General features: G+C 55.9%; 21 protein-coding genes. 14 read left to right on the top strand and 7 right to left on the bottom strand.

Going from position 1 to position 23,886, the window contains the following annotated elements; all coding sequences use genetic code 11:
• Positions 1-15 precede the first annotated feature (15 nt).
• Positions 16-1,185 carry a mandelate racemase/muconate lactonizing enzyme family protein gene (locus ELY25_RS06925; RefSeq protein ID WP_126950547.1) on the bottom strand — a complete coding sequence of 390 codons (1,170 nt, stop codon included), beginning with the start codon at positions 1,183-1,185 and terminating at the stop codon, positions 16-18.
• 116 nt (positions 1,186-1,301) lie between these two features.
• Here ELY25_RS06925 and ELY25_RS06920 point away from each other — a divergent pair, with 116 nt between their 5' ends.
• The 4 genes from ELY25_RS06920 (at position 1,302) to ELY25_RS06905 (ending at position 6,870) form a co-directional block, all read left to right on the top strand.
• Positions 1,302-2,180, top strand: coding sequence for a LysR family transcriptional regulator (locus ELY25_RS06920; RefSeq protein ID WP_126950546.1), 879 nt, complete (start codon positions 1,302-1,304; stop codon positions 2,178-2,180).
• 459 nt (positions 2,181-2,639) lie between these two features.
• On the top strand, positions 2,640-4,457 hold the full coding sequence (gene zipA, locus ELY25_RS06915; protein WP_126950545.1) for a cell division protein ZipA: 1,818 nt from the start codon (positions 2,640-2,642) through the stop codon (positions 4,455-4,457).
• A 107-nt stretch (positions 4,458-4,564) separates the two neighbouring features.
• Positions 4,565-6,601 carry an NAD-dependent DNA ligase LigA gene (ligA, locus tag ELY25_RS06910; protein WP_126950544.1) on the top strand — a complete coding sequence of 679 codons (2,037 nt, stop codon included), beginning with the start codon at positions 4,565-4,567 and terminating at the stop codon, positions 6,599-6,601.
• Positions 6,598-6,870: a YheU family protein gene (locus tag ELY25_RS06905; protein WP_126950543.1), complete on the top strand. Its 273-nt coding sequence runs from the start codon at positions 6,598-6,600 to the stop codon at positions 6,868-6,870. The genes ligA and ELY25_RS06905 overlap by 4 nt, the downstream gene beginning before the upstream one ends.
• Here the strand turns inward: ELY25_RS06905 and mnmC are convergent.
• Both mnmC and ELY25_RS06895 read right to left on the bottom strand, forming a co-directional pair.
• The gene (mnmC, locus tag ELY25_RS06900) at positions 6,864-8,858 is read right to left on the bottom strand and encodes a bifunctional tRNA (5-methylaminomethyl-2-thiouridine)(34)-methyltransferase MnmC2/FAD-dependent 5-carboxymethylaminomethyl-2-thiouridine(34) oxidoreductase MnmC1 (protein WP_126950542.1); all 1,995 of its coding nucleotides are present in this window, start codon (positions 8,856-8,858) and stop codon (positions 6,864-6,866) included. The genes ELY25_RS06905 and mnmC overlap by 7 nt on opposite strands.
• Before the next feature lie 156 nt (positions 8,859-9,014).
• The gene (locus ELY25_RS06895) at positions 9,015-9,314 is read right to left on the bottom strand and encodes a YciI family protein (protein ID WP_126950541.1); all 300 of its coding nucleotides are present in this window, start codon (positions 9,312-9,314) and stop codon (positions 9,015-9,017) included.
• 167 nt (positions 9,315-9,481) lie between these two features.
• Here ELY25_RS06895 and ELY25_RS06890 point away from each other — a divergent pair, with 167 nt between their 5' ends.
• Positions 9,482-10,420, top strand: a complete 939-nt coding sequence (locus tag ELY25_RS06890; RefSeq protein WP_126950540.1) for a PHP domain-containing protein — start codon at positions 9,482-9,484, stop codon at positions 10,418-10,420.
• Between the two features lie 68 nt (positions 10,421-10,488).
• Entirely contained in the window at positions 10,489-11,112 is a 624-nt protein-coding gene (locus ELY25_RS06885) for an L-threonylcarbamoyladenylate synthase (RefSeq protein ID WP_126950539.1), read from the top strand.
• Here ELY25_RS06885 and ELY25_RS06880 read toward each other — a convergent pair.
• On the bottom strand, positions 11,109-11,996 hold the full coding sequence (locus ELY25_RS06880; protein ID WP_126950538.1) for an ion transporter: 888 nt from the start codon (positions 11,994-11,996) through the stop codon (positions 11,109-11,111). The two genes, ELY25_RS06885 and ELY25_RS06880, sit on opposite strands and share 4 nt — an antisense overlap.
• Before the next feature lie 92 nt (positions 11,997-12,088).
• On the bottom strand, positions 12,089-12,976 hold the full coding sequence (locus ELY25_RS06875; protein WP_126950537.1) for a CYTH domain-containing protein: 888 nt from the start codon (positions 12,974-12,976) through the stop codon (positions 12,089-12,091).
• A 137-nt stretch (positions 12,977-13,113) separates the two neighbouring features.
• On the opposite strand from ELY25_RS06875, the gene ELY25_RS06870 reads away from it, so the two are divergent.
• From ELY25_RS06870 to argA, 3 genes are all read left to right on the top strand, one after another.
• A complete protein-coding gene (locus ELY25_RS06870; protein ID WP_126950536.1) occupies positions 13,114-13,794 on the top strand; it encodes a TIGR00153 family protein in 681 nt (226 codons plus the stop codon).
• A gap of 9 nt (positions 13,795-13,803) precedes the next feature.
• Complete coding sequence (locus ELY25_RS06865) at positions 13,804-15,069, top strand: inorganic phosphate transporter (RefSeq protein WP_126950535.1); 1,266 nt, start codon at positions 13,804-13,806, stop codon at positions 15,067-15,069.
• 185 nt (positions 15,070-15,254) lie between these two features.
• The gene (argA, locus tag ELY25_RS06860) at positions 15,255-16,571 is read left to right on the top strand and encodes an amino-acid N-acetyltransferase (protein WP_126950534.1); all 1,317 of its coding nucleotides are present in this window, start codon (positions 15,255-15,257) and stop codon (positions 16,569-16,571) included.
• Between the two features lie 79 nt (positions 16,572-16,650).
• Here argA and ELY25_RS06855 read toward each other — a convergent pair whose 3' ends face one another.
• The gene (locus tag ELY25_RS06855) at positions 16,651-17,505 is read right to left on the bottom strand and encodes an SDR family oxidoreductase (RefSeq protein ID WP_126950533.1); all 855 of its coding nucleotides are present in this window, start codon (positions 17,503-17,505) and stop codon (positions 16,651-16,653) included.
• 656 nt (positions 17,506-18,161) lie between these two features.
• Between ELY25_RS06855 and ELY25_RS17780 the strand changes: the two genes are divergently transcribed.
• The 3 genes from ELY25_RS17780 to ELY25_RS06840 all read left to right on the top strand — a co-directional run bounded on the left by ELY25_RS17780 (position 18,162) and on the right by ELY25_RS06840 (position 20,686).
• Complete coding sequence (locus tag ELY25_RS17780) at positions 18,162-18,926, top strand: hypothetical protein (RefSeq protein WP_185859239.1); 765 nt, start codon at positions 18,162-18,164, stop codon at positions 18,924-18,926.
• A gap of 126 nt (positions 18,927-19,052) precedes the next feature.
• Complete coding sequence (locus ELY25_RS06845; protein ID WP_126950532.1) at positions 19,053-19,508, top strand: phage holin family protein; 456 nt, start codon at positions 19,053-19,055, stop codon at positions 19,506-19,508.
• Positions 19,505-20,686: a DUF3618 domain-containing protein gene (locus ELY25_RS06840; protein WP_126950531.1), complete on the top strand. Its 1,182-nt coding sequence runs from the start codon at positions 19,505-19,507 to the stop codon at positions 20,684-20,686. Before ELY25_RS06845 ends, ELY25_RS06840 begins: the two co-directional genes overlap by 4 nt.
• Before the next feature lie 168 nt (positions 20,687-20,854).
• Here the strand turns inward: ELY25_RS06840 and ELY25_RS06835 are convergent, their stop codons facing one another.
• A complete protein-coding gene (locus tag ELY25_RS06835; RefSeq protein ID WP_126950530.1) occupies positions 20,855-21,742 on the bottom strand; it encodes a MurR/RpiR family transcriptional regulator in 888 nt (295 codons plus the stop codon).
• 196 nt (positions 21,743-21,938) lie between these two features.
• Here ELY25_RS06835 and ELY25_RS06830 point away from each other — a divergent pair, with 196 nt between their 5' ends.
• Both ELY25_RS06830 and ELY25_RS06825 read left to right on the top strand, forming a co-directional pair.
• Positions 21,939-23,264 carry an aspartate aminotransferase family protein gene (locus ELY25_RS06830; RefSeq protein WP_126950529.1) on the top strand — a complete coding sequence of 442 codons (1,326 nt, stop codon included), beginning with the start codon at positions 21,939-21,941 and terminating at the stop codon, positions 23,262-23,264.
• A 40-nt stretch (positions 23,265-23,304) separates the two neighbouring features.
• Positions 23,305-23,874 (top strand): carboxymuconolactone decarboxylase family protein, encoded by a 570-nt coding sequence (locus ELY25_RS06825; protein ID WP_126950528.1) that lies wholly within the window; start codon positions 23,305-23,307, stop codon positions 23,872-23,874.
• Positions 23,875-23,886 lie beyond the last annotated feature (12 nt).

Here is a 23,886-nt window from a genome sequence, read left to right as displayed (position 1 = left end):
TTTAAGTCAAGTGGCCTAACTTTCGCCCAGCTCGCGCATCACTGCATACAGCTTGGATTTGGCTTCAAAGCCCACGCCGGGAATGTCCGGCAGGCCGACGTAGCCATTTTCAACCTGAATGCCGTCGGCAAAACCGCCAAACGGCTGGAAGACATCCGGGTAGGACTCATTGCCGCCCAGGTGCAGGCCGGCGGCAATGTTGAGCGACATCTGATGGCCTCCGTGAGGCACCACGCGGCGCGACGACCAGCCCATCTCATCCATTACCTTGAGCGTGCGCATGTATTCCACCAAGCCGTAGGAGAGCGCGCAGTCGAACTGCACGAAATCCCGGTCGGCGCGCATACCGCCGTGGCGTAAAAGGTTGCGGGCATCCTGATGGGAAAACAGGTTTTCCCCAGTGGCCATGGGCAGATCATAGTGGTTGGCAAGTTCCGCTTGAAGCGCGTAATCCAACGGGTCGCCAGCCTCCTCGTACCAGAAAAGTTTATAGGGCTTGAGCGCTTCGGCGTAGGCAATCGCGGTTTGCAGATCAAAGCGCCCGTTGGCATCTACTGCCAGGCGGCTGCCATCACCTACCACCTTAAGCACAGCTTCTATCCGGCGAAGATCTTCATCAAGCGGGGCCGCGCCGATCTTCATTTTCACCACGCTATAGCCACGATCCAGATAGCTCTTCATCTCATCCTGCAGCTTGGTGTGATCCTTGCCGGGATAGTAGTAGCCGCCAGCGGCATAGACCCACACTTTGTCATCAGCCTGACCATTACGGTAGCGCTCGGCCAGCAACCGATAGAGCGGCTTGCCTTCAATCTTGGCCACCGCATCCCACACCGCCATGTCGATGGTGCCTACCGCCACCGAGCGCTCGCCGTGGCCGCCGGGCTTCTCGTTTTTCATCAGGGTATCCCAGATGGCGAACGGGTCCAGGTTGTCTCGGTCTTGATCTATTAGGCTATCCGGGGCTGCCTCACTGATACGGTCCAGAAAGCGGTCGCGCATCAGTGCGCCCTGGCCGTAGCGGCCATTGGAGTTGAACCCGTAACCAATCACCGGCTTGCCGTCGCGGATCACGTCCGTGACTACGGCGACCACCGAACAGGTCATCTTGGAAAAATCGATATAGGCGTTGGCAATGGGGGAGGCGATGGAAACGGTTTTCTCGCGAATCTCGACAATGCGCACGGCAGGCTCCTTGGCTGGGTAAGCTCTTTGAGTAGGTAAGCACTTACCCTAAGCGTGACAACCGCCGTTGCCCAATGCTATTACTTTGCCTTCCCATGCAGAAACGGCATTGCCCTATGGAACTCGTCTGGCTTGAAGACTTTACCGCGCTTGCCGAACACGGCAGTTTTGTTCGCGCCGCTGCCGCCCGGCACATTACTCAGCCCGCGTTTAGTCGGCGCATTCGTGCGCTTGAACAGTGGATGGGCGTGAGCCTTTTCCTTCGTACGCCGCAGGGCACTGTCCTGACCGAGGCTGGTAAGCATATTCAGGCCAGCGCCGTGGAGGCGGTAGGGCGGCTTTATCGGCTGCGTGCTGAGGCGCAGGAAATTGACGGTAAGGTAGCCAAGACCCTTCAATTTGCCGCTACCCATTCGCTTTCCTTCACGTTTTTTCCCCGTTGGGTACGCACGTTGGAGCAGGGCGCGCCTATGGAGGCCGTGCGGCTTCATTCAGATACCATGGCCGCCTGCGAGCAATTGCTGCTGCATGGCGATAGCCAGTTTCTTCTCAGTCACCGCCATGTAGCAGTCCCGACCAAGCTCTCGCCGGAGCAGTTTGAAAGCCTCAAAATAGGTGAGGACACGTTGATCCCTTTGGTGGGTTGCGAGCTAGCCGGGACCCAAACGGTGGAAGCGCTGCCGTATCTTGCCTATACCGATGCATCAGGGTTGGGCCGTGTCGTCAGCCACTGGCTTCGCGAAAATGCGGCGTCTACCCAACTGACACCCCGCTTTAACAGCCATTTGGCGGCCGTGCTGATGTCCATGGCACTTGAAAACAAGGGCCTTGCCTGGATTCCTAAAAGTCTGGCAGAACAAGAAATTGCTGAGGGGAGGCTAGTGCGTGGATTAAGCGAACAGTGGGACATACCGTTAGAAATTCATTTAACGCGGCCACGGATACTGGTGAGTGCCTTTGCGGATAGCTTTTGGAAAAAGCTTGTTAGTCGATAGTTACAAAAATGATACAAGACTTAACAAAGAGAATCATATTAACAAAAAAATGTGTAAAAAGGCTCAACTTATCTATATTGACCATTATAAAATCGTTGTTAGTGCTATGGTACAGGCTTAGTGTTAAACCTTATTAAATAGTCGCTGGTGTTATATACAGTATTGATCGTTCCAGCTTTAAGCTGGAACTTGTTAAATGTTTAAGTAAACATGTTAAGTGTAAAAATAATTGCTCTTATCAGTATTAAAGCGAAAATGTACGGCACTATTATCGACAGTTAGAGTCGAAAAACTGCTTTTAAATCGTTAGAAAATCGGCCATAACCTGAAAAATGGCGAAAAAAGGCCTTTTTATAGCAACCGCGCTATGTTTGGTGATAATGAATTATCACCTGGAAGGTTCCCATCTTCAGGCATGGTGCCTTGGCAACCGGTAAGACGACCCATGGAATGTTCGACATGGAACTAAGAGAGTGGTTAATCATTTTAGGTCTGGCGCTGGTATCGCTCATCGTAGTTGACGGTGTTCGACGACTTCAGCGTCAGCGACGTGTACCTCGTCTGGACCAAGCGGTTAAAGATCTTCCCGAAGCGAAGCTCACCGAACTTGATGATGAGGCTAAAGAAGCAGAAATCAATTGGGAGCTGCCTAACGGCGGCGCGCGGGTCGTGAAGCCTGCCGACTACAGCGGGCTGGGTAAAAAGCCCAAGCTGGAGCGCCAAGAGCATCCGGGAGCTTCTCGCGTGCTATCTGAATTTCGGCGTACTTTTGCCAAGGCCGCGCCAAAACGTAAAGCACCTGTTGAACAGGCACCCGTTGCCCAGTCACAACACCAACAGGATGCCCCGGCTTATGCGTCAACGACAGCTACTTCCAAGCCTGACGTCAAGCCGACTCCTATGGTTGAGCAAGAGCGTCGCGAGCCAAGCTTCTCTCTCGCTGATAAACCCGCTAGTACCCCTGAGGTTAAAGCGCCCGCCGCGGCATCAATACCCGCCGCCTCCCAAGCCAGTGTGCAGCAGTCCAGCATAGAACAGCCAGGCGTTGAGCAAGCAAGTATTGAGCAGCCGCCTGTCGAGCAAGCAAGTACAGCACCTCAAGCTACCGCCCAAAGTGAACAGGCTATTGTTGAGCCGTCCATCTCCCTATCCTCTGCCGATGACGCGTCTGCGGCGGTGCATAAGGAGAGTCACGTTGAGGCTGTCGCTACCCGTAAGGAAGATGAGCCTGTACTGCGTGCCGAGCCGGAGGATGCGGTATTTGCCAAGCAGGATTCACCCAAGCGTCGCCAGCTTCGTGAAGATACGGCAGGTGATTATGATGAGCTGGATGATGATGCAGTAGATGAATATCGACTGGTTGACTTTGAAGGCATGGGGCGCTCGTTGAAACGTCGCCTGATTGTTCGGCGTAAAGAGAAAGCACGTAAAAAAGCTGAGAAAGCCCAGCGCGCCGAAGCGCAGGCCAAGCTAAAAGCCGAGCGCAAGGCGCTTGAAGCCGAGCAGCGCCGGGAAGCGAAAGAAGCCGCCGAAGCAGAAAAGGCCCGCCTGGCTCAAGAGCAGGCAGAAGCTCGCGAAGCCGCTGCTCTTGCTGCCGAAGCCCAACGCGCAGCTGCAGCACGTGACGTACCTGCTCAGCCTGAGTATCGCTATGATGAGCCTGCCTACGCGGATGATCCGTATGTCGACGAAGCTTATGCCGAGGGTGCCTACTACGATGAAGCATCTGTCAGCAGCTCGCGGGATTCGGTAGTACGTGCTCACCCAACGCTTGAAAAGGCGCTGCGTCACGATGTGTCCGGTGAACATGCCAAGGAAACCCTTTCCAACGCTGATGAAGTTATCGTTATCAGTGTGCTTTCCCGGGACCCAGAAGGCTTTGACGGTAGTAAACTGCTCGACCTGATCATGGCCTGTGGGTTGCGCTATAGTCGTCCGATGGGAGTTTTCCACCGCTTTGAAACCGAGAGTGCAGACAGCGAGTTGCAGTTCTCGATGATCAATGTGGTCAAGCCTGGCACCTTCCCCATTGAAGAGATGGGCGAATTTGTAACGCCAGGTGTTACCTTCCTGATGCCATTACCAGGAGCGGTGGATTGCTCCGCGGCCTTTGAAGCTATGGTGGAAACGGCCATGGTGGTCGTGCGCCATATGGGTGGCGAGCTTAAAGATGAACACCGCAGCGTCATGACGGCTCAAACCATTGAGTTTGCCCGCCAGCGAGTGCGCGATTTCGAACGTCGCCACCGTTTGCATCGCCATATGCACGCGCACTAAATAGCGCTTGCGGTCAAACACCCGCCTTCTTGCAGAGGGCGGGTGTTTTTGTTCAAAGACGCCCTTTTTTGTTATCGCTTTTAGCCTGTACGATGGAACCAACGTTAATGAGTCAGCCTGACCCCAAACTGCTGGAAGAGGTTGCCCAGCTGCGCGCCGAGCTTGATGAAGCCAACTACCGTTACTACGTATTGGATGAGCCGACATTATCAGACGCCGACTACGACCGTAGATTGCAGCGCCTGAAGCAGCTGGAAGCCGAAACGCCCTCGCTTGTTTCGCCTGATTCGCCTACCCAGCGAGTGGGTGCTGCCCCCGCTGATGGCTTTCCCTCGGTGGCCCACGCCATCCCCATGCTCTCACTGGATAACGCGTTCAGCCGCGAGGACATTACGGCTTTTGCCGAGCGCGTCGCCGAGCGCCTAGAATGCGCGGCGGATGAGGTGGAGTTTACCTGTGAGCCTAAGCTTGATGGCGCGGCGGTATCGTTGGTGTACGAGCAGGGGGTGCTGATAAGCGGGGCCACCCGAGGTGATGGGCGCACCGGTGAGGGCATTACCTCTAACCTGCGCACGCTGCGCTCGGTGCCTTTAAAGCTGATGGGCAAGGATATCCCTGAGCTTTTGGAAGTGCGTGGTGAAGTCATCATGCGCCATAAAGGTTTTGAAGCGCTTAACGAGCGCGCTCGGGAAGAGGGCAGCAAGGTATTTGCCAACCCGCGTAACGCCGCGGCGGGTAGCCTTCGCCAGTTGGACCCTAAAGTGACCGCCACCCGCCCGCTGGAGTTTCACGCCTATCAGGCTGCCCGCCTCGAACCCGACATGAACGACATCACGCACAGCGAACTGATGGCCAGGCTGATCAAACTAGGCTTTCGCTCAAGCGCGGAGTTAAAAGTGTTAACCGGCCCTCAGGCGGTTGCTGAATATTGTGAGCAACTGGGCGAGAAGCGTGATCAGTTGGGCTACGATATCGACGGTGTGGTCATCAAGGTGAATGCGCTGCGCTACCAGCGTGAGCTGGGGTTTGTTGCCCGCGCCCCGCGCTGGGCCACGGCGTTCAAGTACCCCGCCCAGGAAGAAGTCACCACGCTTAACGATGTCGAGTTCCAGGTAGGCCGCACGGGGGCGATTACGCCGGTTGCCCGGCTTGAGCCCGTCTCGGTGGCGGGCGTGACGGTTTCCAACGCTACGCTGCACAACGCCGATGAAATTACCCGCCTCGGCGTGATGATTGGCGATACGGTTGCGATCCGTCGCGCAGGCGATGTGATTCCCCAGGTGGTGCGGGTGGACAAGGAAAAACGCCCGGCGGACGCCCGAGCGATCGTGTTTCCCGAGCACTGCCCGGTGTGCAGCTCGGATATTGAACGCATCGAGGGCGAAGCGGTAGCGCGCTGCTCAGGCGGGCTTTTTTGTCCCGCCCAGCGTAAAGAGGCACTCAAGCACTTTGCCAGCCGCAAGGCGCTGGATGTGGATGGCCTGGGCGTCAAGCTTATCGATCAACTGGTTGAGCTTGACTGGGTAAAAACCCCGGCTGACCTTTTTGGTCTGAGCGTCGCGCAGCTGCAGGAACTACCACGCATGGGCGAGAAGTCCTCGGTCAACCTGGTTAATGCTCTTGAGGCTGCCAAGCACACTACTCTTGCCCGGTTTATCTATGCACTGGGCATTCGTGAGGTAGGCGAAGCCACGGCCGCCAATTTAGCCCGCCACTTTGGCACGCTGCAGGCGCTTCAGGCGGCCGAACAGAGCGCGCTCGAGGCGGTCAATGATGTGGGCCCGATTGTTGCCGCCCACGTACACACGTTTTTCCAGCAGCCGCATAACCAAGACACCATTGCCGATCTAATCAAGGCCGGCGTGACCTGGGAAGAGGCGGAAGTGACGCAAGGCCCCACGCCGCTTGAGGGCCAAACCTGGGTGCTTACCGGCGCCATGGAAAGCATGACGCGGGATGAAGGCAAGGCCCGGCTGCAGGCGTTGGGCGCCAAGGTGGCGGGCAGCGTTTCGAAAAAGACTACGGCCCTGGTGGCTGGTGAAGCCGCCGGCAGCAAGTTGACCAAGGCCGAACAGCTAGGGGTCGAGGTGGTGGATGAAGCGACCTTTATTGAGCGCTTGACCCAGTGGGAGCAAAGCCAATGAGTCGTTTTATCGAAGTGCCTGCCCGCATGCTGCCCCCGGAAACGCTTAATGCGCTGCTGGAGGCGTTTGTTACCCGTCAGGGGTATGACACCACCGATACCGGCGAGGGCATGGCCGGATGGGTGGAAGAACTTAAAAAGCAGCTGGCACGTAGCGAGCTGATCATCGCTCACGATCTCAAGCTTGAAATGACCGAAGTAATGACCCTTGCCCAGTGGCGTTCCTTCGGTCGGGACCTGGCTGATGATGAGGAAGAGGGCGACTACTGAGCGCGAACGATGGCGCTGATAATACGCCGCCCCGGATGAAGGTGATCAACCAGCGGCGCTTCCAGCGGCATGGGGTCGTCACACAGCCTTGAGGCAATCAGCTCGGCGCACAGCGGGGCGCTTGAAAGCCCGCGAGAGCCGTGTGCGGTGGATATCCAAAGCCCTAAGTAATGCACGCCGGGTATATCCGGTACCTTTGAGGCATCCTTGCTGAGCAGCGCATAAGCCGACTGCCAGGCAGGTGTGTTAGGCACTGGCCCTGCATAGGGCGTTTTATCTGGGCTTGCCGCGCGCACGGCCGCACGGCCTTCTAACGTTTGGGGTGTCAGGGGCGTGCCTGCCTCTTCAAACGCTGCCACCAGCGCGGGGAGTGTTTGACGCAGTTCATCCACATTGCGCTGATGATCCTCCGCCGTTACATCGGTATTGGCATTATTGGGTACAAAGCTTGCTCCAAAAGTAAGCACGCCTTCAATCGCTGGCGACACATAGCCACCGGCACATACCACCCGCTTGGGGCCTTCAATAGTATCTGGCAGCGTCATTTCACTTACCTGACCCCGCACCTGCTGCAGCGGCAGGTTTGCCGTCTGGGCAAACTCGTTGGCGTAGTGAGCGCTCGCAATCACCACTTGGTCGGCTTTTATCGTACGACCATCCTCCAGCTGCAGCTGCCAGGCACTGTTTTCACGATCAAGGCGTGTCACGTTGCCCTGCTCAAGGGTAATGTTTGGCTTGCCCAGTAAGTGCTTACAAAGCGCCTTAGGACGCACCCAGCCCGCTTGTGGATAAAAGAGGCCGTGCTCGGCATCAATGGCGACCCCGGCCGTTTCACTCAAGCCGCAGGTCAGCGGGGCAACCACGCTTTCGGGTAACGCATGCTGCTCGCTAAAGCGCTGCTGGCGCTTGGCTTCCTTCGCGCTTGTCGCCAGCTGTACCACGCCGCAGGACTGCCAAAGCTCGGCAGGTTGCTGACTCAGCCAGCGCTGGCTGTACAGCAAGCCGGAAAGATAGAACCGGCTCTGGAGGTTGGTTTCAGCCGCCAGCTTTACATAAAGTGCCCCCTGACGATTGCCCGAAGCACCCGCGCCGGGAGCGTCACGCTCAATTACGCTGACTTTGATGCCACGCTTGGCAAGAGCCGCCGCCATGCAGCAACCGGCAATGCCTGCACCGATGACCGCCACATGCTGGGTTGGAAGAGGGGCCGGCGGCGTAAACCAGGGCGTTGATGCGCGGCGCGTGTCGTCAGGCGGCGTTTCAATCATACCGGCGAGTATTTCGCGCTTGCGCCCGCAACCCGGCACCTTTTTCCAGGCAAAGCCCGCCGCTTTCAAGCCCCGTTTAACGATTCCCGCACAGGTGAACGTAGCGAAGGTGGCGCCTGGACGAGAGCGCGCCGCCATGGCCTCAAACAGCTCGGGCTGCCACATCTGGGGGTTTTTGGAGGGGGCAAAGCCGTCCAGAAACCAGGCATCGACCTGACCATCTAAAAGCGCCAAGCGCTCGGTGGTATCGCCGTAATGCAGATCCAGCGTAACGCGATCGCTCAAGTGCAGGCGGTGTACCCCGCTAACCGGGGCGGGCCACTGCGCGCACAGTACCTGTGAATAACCGGCAAGCGAAGGCCAGGCGCGCAGAGCCCGCTCAATAGAGGCCCGGTCCAGCGGGTACTTTTCTGTGGATAACAGATGCAGCCGTGCCCCGGCAGGTGCGTGCTGTTCAAAGCAGGCCCAGGCGCAGAGCATATTAAGCCCCGTACCAAAGCCGGTTTCACCGATCACAAAGGCCCGCGTATTTTCCCAGGCGGCAAACCGCTCGGGCAAGCGGTTGGTATTCAAGAAAACGTGCTCGGTTTCGGCGAGTCCACCCTCACGGGAAAAGTACACGTCATCAAAGGCATCGGAGTGCGGTGAAGTGTCGCTCCAGGTGAGTGAAGGCGCGCTTAACGCCGTTAATGGGGGCAAAGCAGTAGGGCGCTTGGTCACGCGGATACCCGTGGTGATGAAGGTGGTTAAAAAATAGACAATCTGTTAACGGGGGCGCTATCTCTGGCTTAGCGCAAAGCGTCCGCCGGGTTTGCACAGAGTTTTCCACAGGCTCTGTGAAAAAGCCGGCCGACCCTCCATAGTCACCCCTCTCGGTCAAGGCAAAACTTTCTTGAACGGCTTAACAATTACCTTGGCATAGACGCCTGCAATGATGTATGGATCGGCATCTGCCCAGCTCTTGGCGGCTTCCAGACTGTCGAATTCAGCAACAATCAAACTGCCGGTGAAGCCCGCGTCACCCGGGTTTTCCGTATCCACAGCGGGGTGGGGCCCTGCCAATACCAGACGGCCTTCATCGCGCAGCGTTTCAACACGCGCCAAGTGGGCTGGCCGGGCGGACATGCGACGCTCCAGACTGTTGGCTACGTCTTCACTAATAATCGCGTAGAGCATAGGGATAACTCCTTAAAAGCATACGATAAGGCGCCTTACGCGGCATTGACCGCACCCGCATAAGCGCGCACCATGGCGAGCATTTGTAGACTGTCCCACACGCAGCATTATGACTGTTCGTGTACGACGCTCCTATTCTGACAAACTCGCTACACGGCGTCATGTCCATGCCTCTATTTCCAACGTTACTTCCGGCGGTGTTTGATGCCGACCAGCGCTACCCGGTTGATCTGCATATGCACTCAACGGCGTCCGATGGCGCCATGACGCCTTCTGATCTGGTGTCGCTATGCGCCGAGCGCGGCCTTACCCACATGGCGCTGACTGACCATGACACCATGGATGGCGTTGAAGAGGCTGGCCAAGCCGCCAAGCAGGCAGGGCTTTGCCTGGTGCCCGGCAGCGAGCTATCCACCCGTTGGCAGGGCATCAATATTCACGTGGTGGCACTCATGCCCGGCGGGCTGCAGGGCCCGCTGGTCGAAGGGCTTGAGCGTCAGCGGCACGCGCGTATTCAGCGTGCCGAGGTGATTGCCCAGCGTCTGGAAAAGCTGGGCCTTGAAGACGCTCTTGAAAAGGCCCGTCAGCAGGCAGGTAGTGACCGCCCGCTTGGCCGCCCTGATTTTGCCCGTGCGCTGGTAGTCGAAGGCCTGGTGGCTGACTGGGCCACGGCGTTCAAGCGCTACCTGGGCAGCGGCAAGAAAGGCGATGTAAAAGCCCACTGGCCGGAAATAAGCGAGGTTGTCGAGTGGATAGTGGCCTCCGGTGGGGTAGCGGTGATCGCGCACCCCTTGCGCTACGGGCTAACCCGGCGCAAGCGCGGGCTTTTAATGGATACCTTTCAGGCCGCCGGTGGCGAGGGCGTTGAGCTGGTCAGCGGGCAGCAAAACCTGGACAGCACGCGAGACCTGGCTCGCCAGCTGGTTGAACGCGGGCTTTACGCTTCGCTGGGAAGCGATTTTCACTTCCCCGGCAGCCACGCAGCACCCGGCAGCATGAGTATGGTGCCGCGTACGGCCGCGCCGCCCATCTGGCAGCACCCCCGCCTTCTGCATCTGCGTGATGCACCGCCTGGGCCATTAGCCGCCGGGTCAGCTATGGTATGAGTAAGCGTATGGAATGAGTACGTGAACATTCCAATGGACTGAAACGCACCCACGGGCAGGAGCAGACAATGAGCCAGTATTTCCAGATTCATCCAGAGAATCCGCAAAAGCGCCTGATCGATCAGGCCATCGAGATTATTCGCAAGGGTGGCGTCGTGGCTTACCCCACTGACTCAGGCTATGCGTTGGGCTGTCATCTGGGCGAGAAAAAAGCCGTCGAGAAGATTAAATGGCTGCGCTCGCTGGATGATAAGCATAACTTTACGCTGGTATGTTCCGACCTATCTGAAATTGGCACCTACGCCAAGGTGGATAACGCCATTTTCCGGTTGCTGAAAGCGCATACGCCGGGGCCGTATACCTACATTCTGGATGCCACCACGGAAGTGCCGCGCCTGCTTTTGCACCCCAAGCGCCGCTCGATTGGCGTGCGCGTACCCGATCACCGGATTACCCATGCGTTGCTTGAGGCACTTGGCGAGCCGTTGATGAGCGTGACGCTGATTCCGGAGGGCGAGGCGCTGCCCATGAGCGACCCTGAAGAGATTCGAGACCGTTTCGGTGCGCACCTGGACTTGATCATTGATGGCGGGGCCTGTCATCTCGACCCCACCAGCGTGATCGATTTACGTGAGCTTCCGCCCAAGGTGGTACGTGAAGGGCGCGGCGATATTACACCGTTTACCAGCTAGTCGGGCTTGTCTGATGAGGCTGCCTGCTTCGCTTTACGCGGGTCTTCCGTCGTTTCATCCAGCCAGGTGCCACAGCGTAGGCAGTAGCGGGCACGCTTTTCGTGACGTTCATGGCCACAGCCGGGGCACGCCTCTTCGGAATAACGGTCTTCGCGAATAGAGCGGATAACCTGGGCGGAGAAAATCCCGGTGGGCACGGCAATAATTGAGTAACCAATCAGCATCAGAATCATGGTGATCGCTTTGCCCACCGGCGTCCCTGGCACGATATCGCCATAACCTACCGTGGTCACGCTGACTACGGCCCAGTAAATCGACATGGGAATGCTGGTGAATCCGGTTTCCGGCGACTCAATGGTGTACATGAGTGCCCCAAACATGGTCACCACCATTAAAATACTGAAGAAAAACAGCATCACCTGGTGGACGCTGCGCTTTAGCGCATCAATCAGCAAGCGCCCTTCGCCCACAAACTCCATCAGGCGCAGGATGCGGAAAATACGCAGCACGCGCAGAATACGAATAATCACCAGCGCATGAAAACCGGGTACCAGCAGCACAAGCCAAGCAGGCAGAATGGCAATCATATCCACTACGCCGTAAAAGCTTTTCAAGTAGAGTGAGGGTCGCTCAAGACAGTAGATGCGTACCGCAAGCTCCAGAGTAAACAGTACTGTAAAGGCCCACTCCAAGTAGTAAAAAAGCCAGCCATACTCCTGGGAAATACCTTGAACACTACCGAGCAAGATCACTGCGACACTGCCCAGGATCATAGCAATCAGTGCAATATCGAATCCCTTGGCAGCCGGTGTATCGGATTCAAAAATAATATGAAAAAGCTGCGTACGAAGCCCTTCAGCAGCAGGGGTCAGATGAAAACTCATGGCGGTCCCAGCGAAGTGGAAAAACACTTACTCGTGCGATATGCAAGGCAGGTAAGCGCGTGTTCAGTGTTAATGTTTTTTTAATAGCAAGGTTAGCTTAGCGCGCTTTGCAGCGCTAAACGATGGGAAAGCGTTAACAGCGTAACGCCATAAATGATGCTGGGCTGGCCGTTGGCATCCAACGCCTGAGGCAGGGCGCCCGCCAGTTCCTTAAGGTCATCAGGCAATGCCGGGTGCTCTGTCAGCTGTTGCAAGGCATCGCGGGTGCTTTGCAGATAGTCCGGTGTCTGGCTGTCGTGAAAGGCATCCAGCGCGAGTGTGGCGCGGTGCAGCCACTGCGCGGGTGAGTGCGCGTCCGGCAGTGGCCACTGCTGGGCACGTAGTGCTCCCCCGCGGGTGGCCTTGCTGCTATCCGACGGGCGCAGCGGGACTTTTTCGGCAAGCGCAATGGCCAGCGACCAAAGGGCTTCCGGCGCGCCGTTCTTCAGCTCAAGCTCTACCTCGCAAATAGGTGTTGTATACGCGCCGCTTTCAATCTCGCCTTTATCCAACGCCAGCTCAATATGACTGCCTTGCCAGTCAAGTTGCCAGCTACGCCGGGTAAAGTCGGTTCGCAATGTAGGCGTTAGATAGGCTATCTGCTCGGCCAGCTCACCCTGGAAAGGGGGCAGGGCGGCCAAGCCCTGCTGATCAAGCCCGTCATGGGTCACAGGCCACTCCCACTCCTGGCGGCTGGATAGCCCGCCGCCGCCCTGGCCTGCGGTTTTTACCGTTTGCAGTACGCGGCCATCCACCTTGCGAAGGCGTAGGGCGATCTGGACGCTAGCCAAGGCATGAGTGGGCGTATCAAAGTAAGTATTGGCTAATGTCTGGGTTAACGGTGGCCTTGCCGCGAGCAGCGGGTGGCATTCAAGCGCCTCAATACTTGATGGTGCCAGCGCAAGTTTTAATTCTACTTCAATAGGAGTTGCATTTTTCATGACAATAGCCACCCTTAGGTAATGAAGGTTGTGTGAAATTTTTTATATCAATATGAACTTTTCATGACGGCGGCGAGCGCACTCTTTATACTGGCATCGCCATTTCCAGGCTCCCCGAAAACAGGCTAAAAGGCTCTATGGTTACCTCCAACCCTTTTTCTGCGATGTTTGGCCGCTCGCCATTCCAGCCGTTGCTGGCCCACATCGTCAAGGCCAATGAATGTGCCGATCAGTTGTTGCCGTTTTTTGAAGCATCCCTTGCTGGCGACTGGGACAAAGCAACTGAGCTGCGTGAAAACGTGACCCGTCTAGAGCACGAGGCGGATGTGCTGAAGACGGATTTGCGGCTCAACCTGCCCAACACCATGTTCTTACCGGTTTCCCGGACTGATCTGCTGGATTTGATTAGCGTTCAAGACAAAATTGCCAACAAGGTGCGCGACATTACCGGCATTATGCTGGGGCGTAAAATGCGCGTGCCGGATGAACTTGCCGACCCCATGCGCGATTACATGATCACCAGTGTGGCGTGTGTCGCCCAGGCGCGCCAGGCGCTTGAAGAGCTCATGGAGCTTCTGGAGTCCGGGTTTGGTCGTCATGTCTGCGATGTTATCCACAACATGATCCGAGAACTACATAACCTTGAACATCAAGCCGATGCCCAGCAAGTGGCGATTCGCCGTCAGCTGTTTCAGCTTGAAAGCCAGTTACCACCGGTCGATGTCATGTTTCTTTACAAGATCATCGAATGGGTGGGTGAAGTGTCCGACCGCGCTGAGCGCGTGGGCAGCCGCCTGCAGATTTTGACCGCACGCTAAGGGAACCCCATGCAGATTATTGCCCAGCACGGTGAGATTTTTATCATCCTGGCCTGTTTGTTTGGCTTTTTTATGGCCTGGGGCGTTGGCGCGAACGACGTTGCCAACGCCATGGGAACATCGGTGGGGTCCAAAGCGATCACCATCAAGCAAGCCATCATTATTGCCGTTATATTTGAGTTTTTAGGTGCCTGGCTTGCCGGTGGAGAGGTGACCGCCACTATCCGCGGCGGAATCATCGACGCCAACCTGCTCCAAGCAGACCCGCAGTATCTGGTTTACGGCATGCTTTCGGCCCTTTTGGCTGCCGGTATTTGGCTGATGGTGGCTTCTTCACGCGGGTGGCCGGTTTCCACGACCCACTCAATTGTTGGGGCGATTGTAGGGTTTGCCGCCGTCGGTCTTGGTGTGGATGCCGTGGCCTGGGGCAAAGTCGGCCAGATCGCTTCAAGCTGGGTCGTGTCGCCGCTGTTGGCTGGTACCATCGGTTTCGTACTGTTCAAATCCGTGCACCATCTGATCTTCGAAAACGACGATCCGTTTGCTGCCGCCAAGCGTTATGTGCCGGGCTATGTATTCCTAGTCGGCTTTATTGTCGCCATGGTGACATTGACCAAAGGGCTGTCTCACGTTGGTTTGCATCTGACCTTCAGCCAAAGCCTGCTGCTCTCGATTCTGATTGGCGTGCTGCTGATGGGCCTTGGCGTGATCATGCAGCGGCGTGTCAAGTACGTCCAAAATGCCAACGACCATTTTGGCTATGCCAATGTAGAGCGCGTGTTTGGCGTACTGATGATCTTTACTGCATGCGCCATGGCGTTTGCCCATGGTTCTAACGATGTGGCGAACGCAGTGGGCCCGCTTGCTGCGGTTATCAGCGTGGTGCGCAGTGAAGGCATGATTGATAGCGCAGCGTTGGTGCCCTGGTGGGTGCTGGTACTGGGCGGCGGCGGTATCGTGGTTGGTTTGGTGACTTATGGGCACAAGGTAATTGCCACGGTGGGAACCGGGATTACCGAGCTGACCCCAAGCCGCGGCTTTGCCGCAACGCTTGCCGCAGCCACTACGGTGGTCGTTGCCTCCGGCACTGGCCTACCCATTTCCACCACTCATACGCTGGTAGGCGCTGTATTGGGGGTGGGTCTGGCACGCGGTATGGCAGCCCTTAACCTGCGTGTCATTGGCACCATTGTGCTCTCTTGGCTGATTACGCTACCCGCAGGCGCAGGCTTGGCTATCGTGTTCTTCTTCATGTTCAAAGGCATGTTTGGGTAACTACTCACCTACGCCAGGGCTTAAACGTTGGCTTAAAAGCCTGACCGGACAGCGGCACCTTCATGCAGATTTGCAATAGCAAATGGCGATTGAAGGTGCCGCTGTTTTTTATGCTCTGGTAAAGTAGCCCGCACGGTTTTTATAAATGCCTGACTTCTTCTTTCACCTGCTGCCGGAGAGCGGCCTTGGACAAGCACTTCCCTTTTGTTGACTGGTTTCGTAATGCGTCCCCCTATATCAACGCGCACCGGGGGCGAACCTTCGTCATTTTAATCGAGGGCGAAGCCATGGCGTCGGGCCGCGGGGAGCAGTTGGTGCAGGACCTGGCGCTGCTGCACACCCTGGGCGTACGGCTGGTGGTGGTATTCGGCACGCGCCCTCAGGTGCAAGAGGCCCTGATCAATGCCAACGTTGAACCCACACGAATTAATGGCCACTGGGTGGCCGACCACGCGGTCATGACCCATGTTGAACAGGTGGCCGCCCATCAGCGCCTGTGGCTGGAGGCGCGGTTATCGCTGGGCCTGCCCAGCACGCCGCTGCATGGTGTTGAACTCAGCGTGATTTCCGGCAATCTGGTCACTGCCAAACCATTGGGCGTGCGTGAAGGGGTCGATTTTGACCACAGCGGTGAAGTGCGTCGCGTTCGGGCGAACGCCATTGAGGGGCTGTTGGATAAAGGCTCTTTGGTGCTTCTGCCGCCGCTGGGGTTCTCAAGCACGGGCGAAGTGTTTGACTTAAATGCCTCGGAAGTCGCCCAGCACGCCGCCGTTGCGCTAAAAGCTGACAAGCTGATACTGCTGGGTGAATCGGAAGGATTAGAGGATGAAGAAGGCGAGCTTTTGCGCCAGCTGACGCCAGCCGAAGCCGAACCTCGTCTGGAAGGTGCCCAGCCGGGCAGCGAGCTTGCCCGGCATCTGCAGGCGGCCTGCAATGCAGCCCTTGAGGGCGTTGCCCGCACGCACTTGCTTTCATGGCGTAACCACGATGCATTGCTGGGCGAACTGTTCACTCGTGACGGTGTGGGCACCATGATTACCCAGCATCGCTATGAACAGCTGCGCCCGGCCAAGCTGAATGATATTGCAGGGCTACTGGAGCTGCTTGAGCCGCTGGAGCGCCGTGGCATGCTGGTGGCCCGCTCCCGCGAGCGCCTGGAGCATGAAATTGATGACTATATGGTGATCGAGCGTGACGGCATGGTCATCGGCTGCGCGGCATTGCACCTCTATCCGGACACTGCGATTGCTGAACTTGCCTGCGTGGCCGTACACGGTAATTACCGGGGCGGAGAGCGGGGCGAGCGGTTGGTAGACGCATTAGAACGCCGCGCCCGCAAGCGCGGCCTGACCGATATCTTTGTACTTACCACCCACACCGCCCACTGGTTTGTGGAGCATGGCTTTCGCCCGGCAAGCTTTGAGGATTTACCGCCCTTAAAACGCGAAGCCTATAACCACGCACGTAAGTCCAAAGTGCTGGTGAAAAACCTGACCGGGTAACGGTGAGGGAAAAGTGAGAGGTAAGGGTAAGGAAGAAGGCGGGGCACAAAAAGGGGCGGCAGCGCCGCCCCATAACCAATTACGTATTCAAAATAACCCCACCGTTAAGGTGCAGCGTCTGCCCGGTCATGTACGATGATTCTTCGCTTGCCAGATACACGTAAGCGGGGCCCATTTCGCTGGGTTGCCCAGCACGCTTCATGGGCACCTGGCCGCCAAACGAGGCCACTTTCTCATCGTCAAAGCTTGCCGGAATCAGCGGTGTCCAAACCGGGCCTGGGGCCACAGCATTAACGCGAATGCCGCGATCCATCAACGACATCGCCATTGAGCGCATAAACCCTTGAATCGCTCCTTTTGTGGCGCTGTAATCAATCAGCGTATCGTTGCCTTTGAAGGCATTGATGGAGGAGGTCTCGATAATCGTATCGCCCTTTTGCAAATGCGGCAGCGCGGCTTTCGTCAAATAAAAGTGGCTGAAAATGTTGGTCTGGAAGGTGCGCATTATCTGTTCATCGGGGATTTCGGTCAGATCACTCCAGTCGTACTGCTCGGCGGCATTGTTAACCACTATATTGAGCTTACCGAAGTGATCCAGCGTCTTCTGGACTATCTCGCGGCAAAACTCGGGTTCGACGACATCACCTTTTAGCACCAAGCAGCGGCGGCCTTCGGCTTCTACCAGCGCCTTGGTATCTTCGGCATCTTTATCCTCTTTAAGGTGGATAATAACGCTATCAGCGCCTTCGCGAGCGTAATGCACCGCAACGGCACGACCAATACCGCTGTCACCGCCGGTAATAATGGCGACCTTATCTAAAAGCTTCTGGGCGCCTTTATAGCTATCGCGGATAAACTCAGGTTCGGGGCGCATTTCATGTTCATCGCCCGGCTGCTTTTCCTGATGCTGGGGGGGCTGCTTCTGTTCACTCATGTGCATTGACTCCTTGTTGGCACGTTAATCCTTCATTTTTCATCCTTAACTACCCTAGCTTACGATAGCAACGAGGGCCAAAGCCCGATGCTGGCAATAGATGAGTTTTACTATTGTTGGTAGCGATTGTTAAAGCTATGCAAGGCAATCTTTAAGCTAATTGACGAATTTTAAAGCGGTTAAATTCGATTTTAATCGGTAGCTACGCTCAGGTTACCCAGTGTTTAAGGGGTTCGTTTTAGAGACTGCTTTTATTAATTATTCTTTAATAAGCATGGCAATAAAACTAAACAATGGCAGGAAGGAGCCATATAGTTTAAGTATGCAATTCATAGCAGATGGCGCTTGGTTGGCCGTGTTTTACGACGTTTTCCGCCACGTATGGGGGAATCATTAAGGTGTTTGATATATGTTAATTAAAAATGGTTGATTTTGATTAAATGTTTCTGCAACTCGCTATAGCAAGTGAGCATAAATTGACAGGGTAGGTAAGGGCACTATATTGAAATAGCGATTTATATTAAACGTCATTCAAGATAATCGATTATTTATCTTTAAATGCGTTTATTGCTTTAGCGGTCAAGTTCGTTTTGTTTCATCTTTAATTCGCATCTATTAATGCAGTCACAGATGAGACGCCAAGGAGGAGATGACAAATGATTGATCATGGAAAACAGGCTGACCCAGGTTCTTCATCAACGCCGAACACTGGCACGTCACATTCGAGTTCCCCCTCTGCTGATTCACTCAAGCAGCAAGGTCGGGACACCGTACACGATGTCAGCGAAGCGGCTCAGCATCAGGCGGAAAGCCTTTTTAATCGGCAGCGCGACACCGCCGCCGAGCAGACAAACAAGTTTACCAACGCCATTAATAAGATGGCCGATGAATTCGACAGCCAGGAACAGCCCTATTTCTCCCAACAGGCGAGAAAGCTTGCTGATACGGCTGACCGTTTCTCTAACAAGCTACGCGATAAAGACCTGAAAAGCCTATGTCAGGAAGCGCAAAGCTATAGCCGCCGTGAGCCGGCGCTATTCTTTGGCGGGGCGATTGCTGCGGGCTTTTTACTAACCCGTTTTCTACGCAGCTCCGGTCAGCATTCGCACTCATCCAGCCAGCATTCTCAGTCATCTGGCAACCAGTCGCACCAGTCATCTGGCGCTTATTCAAACCATGCATCGCCCACGCCCGGCAACCCGTCAGACGGCATCATGCACGGCTCGTCGCCCGGCGCCTCCCAGGATCCTACCGCGCATCCAGGTTCTTCACAGCCAGGCGCTACCTCATTAGGTGTCACCACATCACCTACGCCCGGCACCTCCAATGCGCCCGGTACTTCCAATACATCTGGTACTTCTAACACGCCAGGAAGTAGTACGGGTTCAGTGAACAAGCCCGGCGGGCCTGGTCGTATATAGACAGGCATGCAAGGTAAGTAATGGCTCCAGACGCTGTTAGCCTAATAGCCTTGGTATTTAAGGTTCAAAGTGGTTAGCAGCTCTTAATAGAGACACAGACCCTGCATAGGGTAAGGGAGGCTAAGAATGGATTCAGATCATAAAACGACATCGTCACAGCCGGGTTCTACTCAAGGCGCGTCGGTTGGTTCGCTGCTATCAACGGTGATGCAGGAAATCACATCGCTGGTACGCAACGAAGCTCAGCTTGCCAAGGCGGAAATGTCGGAAAAAACACATGACGTCATGATGGCTCTGGCTGCCATTGCGATAGCGGGTGCGGTTCTGCTGGGCGGCTTTCTCACACTACTTGCGGCACTGGTCTTTGTGCTCAATGAGGTGCTGCCACCTGATATGACGCCTTGGCTGTCTGCCATCATTGTGGGCGTGGTGGTAACGATCATTGGCATCGTGATGCTCAAAGGTGGCCTTGCCAAGCTTCAGGCGCGTAACTTAGTGCCTAATCGCACCTTGCATAGCCTACAGACCGATAAGGAGCTCGCCAAGGAGCATCAGAATAACGTCAAGGAGGAGTTAAAATGAGCGACCACGATCACGATCATAAGCACAGTGACCGTACTCACAGTGATCATCAGGATCATCGCAGTACCGAAGAGATTGAAAAGGATATTCATCGTTCGCGTGAGCGCCTCGACTCCACGCTGCACGAAATTGAGGATCGGTTCTCTCCTCAGCAGCTGCTGAACACGTCCTATGACTATATACGTCATGGCGGTGCCAATGAGTTTGTCTCTAATCTGGGTAACACCATCAAGCAAAACCCGGTACCGTTCTTGGTGACTACCGCAGGTTTGGGCTGGCTAATGATGGCTCAGCGTAACCCCAATCAGGGGCAGAGCCAGAAGCGCATGTCTCAGAACCGTTATTCGGATGAACATGCGGCTACTGGCTACAGCGGTTCTCATGGTACGCCTGGTACGCCGGGTATCCCTGTGCATGAAGGGACCAAGGCCAACAGTAGTACATCCACCTATAGCGGCCCCTCCAGTTATAGCAGCGCATCGGGCCATCAAGGTGAAAACCAAGGCCGCATGAGCAGTATGAAAGAGGGGGCGAAAGATAAAGCCCAGAATTTTAGCGAAAAAGCCAAAGATGTCGCGCATCAGTTAAGTGACAAAGCGCATCAACTTGGCGATAAGGCACAGCATATGGGAGGAAGCATGCGCGATTCTACATCCCACCTTCAGCACGGCACGCAGGATCACCTGCACAATATGTCTGACCGGGCTCGCCATATGGGCAGCAGCTCATCTGACTTTATTCAGGAACACCCGCTGGTGGTAGGCGCTTTAGGAATTGCTCTGGGCGCAGCCCTGGCAAGCCTGTTCCCCACCACGCGTAAAGAAGATGAGTACCTGGGTGAATATCGCGACCGCGCCATGCATATGGCTGCAGAAGCGGGCCAAGAGCAGGTGGATAAAGCCCAGCATACGATTCATGAAAAGGCGGAGCATATGAAAGAAGATTCGCATGACCATGACCAGAAATCGTCTTCCGGCGGAAAACAGTCATCAACGTCTGGTAGCGAGTCGAGCAATCATTCCGGCACCTCGCCAACGGGCCATAATTCAGCATCGGGCGTTAGCTCAAGCACCAACCCCGTAGCGAACCCTCCAGCGGGTAATAAATCGCCGGGCCTGGCAAGTTCGAACACGCCTTCCGGCAATACTCAGGGCTCAGGCACCAACAAAGCCCCGTAAGCGCTAAACACAAGCGTTAAGTCTTGATGTTAAGTTCTTATATTGAAGCGCAGTGCCCGGCCCCGGCCGGGTACTTTTTTATGGGGTGCACCTGCTGATCCAGAGCTTACATCTAAAGGCCTGATCTACGTCCTGCCATGTTCAAAAGTCTAGCCAGAGCGGTGCCGTTCACTCTCGTCGGGGGAGCGTATTTGAGTAGGTTTTAAGATGTAAGAGGTGATCATCAGCGTGCTGGAGTGCTTTCAGTGCTGTAGGGCGGTCAAGCTCGGCCAGCAAAGTGCAGAGCACTTCCGAGACGGCAAGGGCAGGGGCCAGCGTATGAAAGAAGCTGTAGCTTTCTGTGGCGCAATAAATTGTATGGTCGGAAATCCCCGCCAGCGGTGATACCTCGCTATCGGTAATCGAGAGAATAGCCAAGCCTTTATCTTTTGCCAGCTGCGCAAGCGTCAGCGTATCTAACGCGTAGGGTTTGATGGATATGACCAGCACTACCTCATCAGGCTTGGCACGAATCAAGGCATCGCCGCCCGTGCCGGCAGGGCCGTCAAGATGAACCGAACGCTCGCCCAACAGCGACATGACGTAATGAAAATGCCAAGCCACCACATGGCTTGAGCGTAACCCCAGGACATAGACTTTTTTAGCCGCCGCCAACCTGTTAGCCATGGCGGTCAAGCGATGTAGCGGCTCGGGCTCACAGAGCGCTGCAATCTGGGCGCTCAGCCCGTGCAGCATGTGATAGGCGATATCACTTCCCGGGGTGCTAGCCGCCTCAACATCTCGTTGGCGTACCTTGGCAGCGAAACCGTCGTTTCCCCTACGCACCGTTTCCGCGTAGTGGGTACGAATGTCATTGTAGCCTTGAAAGCCCAGCACCTTGGCCAGCCGCGTCATGGTCGCCGGCTGAACCCCAGCCAGGCGTGCCAATTCCCGCATGGATACCAATGCCACTTCTTCTGGATGCTCAAGTACGTAGCGCGCTGCCTGTTGCAGCTGTGCTGACATGCCATCGAACTGAGCAATGATCTGCTCTCTTAGCGGATCGCTCTGTGACATAGGGGAGTGCCTCTCTATACAACATGCGCCTGAAGGAATGAATCGGTGCAACAGCGCATGAGTGTAATCGGGAGTTTTTAAACAAAACAATGATCCATTTGTTTTAATATTTAAATTTATGATTGTTATGTTGCATTGAAAGGTAAGGTCGTGCCACTCTTGCGTTTGAAAAGAGCGTCTGGAAGAGGAAAGGTACATGGCTCATATTCTTCATCGCAGCATTGGCCAGCCGTTGCCGCATGCGGCATCAGCGCAAGGCGTCTATATCACTGATACCGAAGGGCGCCGTTACCTGGATGGCTCTGGCGGGGCGGCAGTGACGAGTGTGGGGCACGCTCACCCTGAAGTGCTGGCGGCCATGCGTGCCCAAATTGATAACCTCTGCTACGCCCATACAGGATTTTTCACCACGGATGCCGCCGAGGAGCTGGCTGAGAAGCTGGTGAATCTGGCGCCCGACGGCTTGGATTACGTCTACCTGGTATCCGGCGGTTCAGAAGCGGTAGAGGCCGCGTTAAAAATGGCTCGCCAGTATTTCGTGGAAACCGGCAGGCCGGAGCGGCGGCATATTATCGCCAGGCGCCAGAGTTACCACGGCAATACCCTGGGTGCGCTTGCCACCGGGGGCAACGCCATGCGCCGACAGCAGTTCCAACCACTTTTGCCCCAAACGCATCATGTTTCGCCTTGCTATGCCTACCGTGACAAGGGAAGCGACGAATCCCCAGAAGCGTACGCTGCAAGGCTTGCCGATGAGCTTGAGGCCAAGATTATCGAGCTGGGCCCTGAAAGCGTCATGGCGTTTGTGGCCGAACCCGTGGTGGGAGCCACGCTGGGTGCGGTGGCTTCTGAGGCTGATTACTTCAAACGGGTGCGTAAAATCTGTGATCAGCATGGCGTTCTGCTGCTTCTCGATGAAGTCATGTGCGGCATGGGGCGCACAGGCACTATGTTCGCCTGCGAGCAGGACAGCATAACGCCTGATATTCTCACCGTGGCCAAAGGCCTGGGGGGAGGCTACCAGCCGATTGGGGCTGTGATGTTGTCCTCCGCTATATTTGATAGCTTCGCCAACGGCTCTGGCCTTTTTCAGCATGGGCATACGTACCTTGGCCACCCCGTTGCAGCGGCCGCTGCCAACAAGGTCGTCGAGATTATCGCGCGGCCTGAAACGCTGGCCAACGTCAACGCCATGGGCGCACGCTTACAAAGCGGCCTTGAAGCGGCGCTGGGCGCATCACCTTATGTGGGCGATATTCGGGGAAGGGGATTGTTTCGTGGCATTGAACTGGTGGCAGACCGGGAGCAAAAAACGCCGTTTGATCCCGCTCAGAAAATTCACGCCAAGATCAAACGCCAGGCAATGGCACGAGGCCTGATCAGCTATCCAATGGGCGGTACCATTGATGGCGTATATGGCGATCATGTGCTGCTCGCCCCGCCGTATACCATCCAGGCGGACGAAATTGATCTCCTTATTGAACGGATTACCCAGTCGATTGACGCCGCAATAACTGAATAACCTGACGCGATAGCCAAATAATACAAGAGGAAATGCCAAGATGAAGCAGTCTCCCTGCCCGCCGATGACCGACGCCGATTGGCCAGAAGAGTTTGCAGAGTTACGCGAAGGTTTTGCGGGCGCATTGAACGTGTACCGCACCATGGCACATCACCCGACCCTGCTGAACGCCTGGGCCCCGTTGCGGCAGCACGTAGTGAAGGATAATGCTCTGGGCCCCGAATTAACCGAGGTAGTGATTCTGCGTGCAGGCTTTCGCCTGGGATCTGCCTATGAGTGGGCGCACCATGTTAGCCGTGCGCTGGCGCTAGGGTTTTCCGAGGCGCGAATTGACGCTATTCGCGGTGTGCCTGAAGCAATTGACGGTGTTGATGGCCTGATTGTTAACGCGGTGGATGCGTTGCTCGACAAGCGTATGCTGGCAAGCCACCAGGAAGAAGCGCTGGCTGAGGCGATTGGGCGTGAGGCCGTGATCGACCTGATTGCCATGGTCGGCTTCTATTCGGTGCTGGGATATTTACTCAAGACCTATGACACACCGATTGATAAGGCTATTCAAGCAGAGGCTCGGTCGAATCCAAAGCTGTTTTCAATAACGCCGCCAGCGTAGCAAGCGAAGGTC

It is taken from the genome of Vreelandella populi (genome assembly GCF_003989825.1).
GTDB classification, from domain to species: domain Bacteria; phylum Pseudomonadota; class Gammaproteobacteria; order Pseudomonadales; family Halomonadaceae; genus Vreelandella; species Vreelandella populi.
Note: the sequence above shows the minus strand (reverse complement) of the source record. Positions and strands in the feature narration are given on the sequence as shown.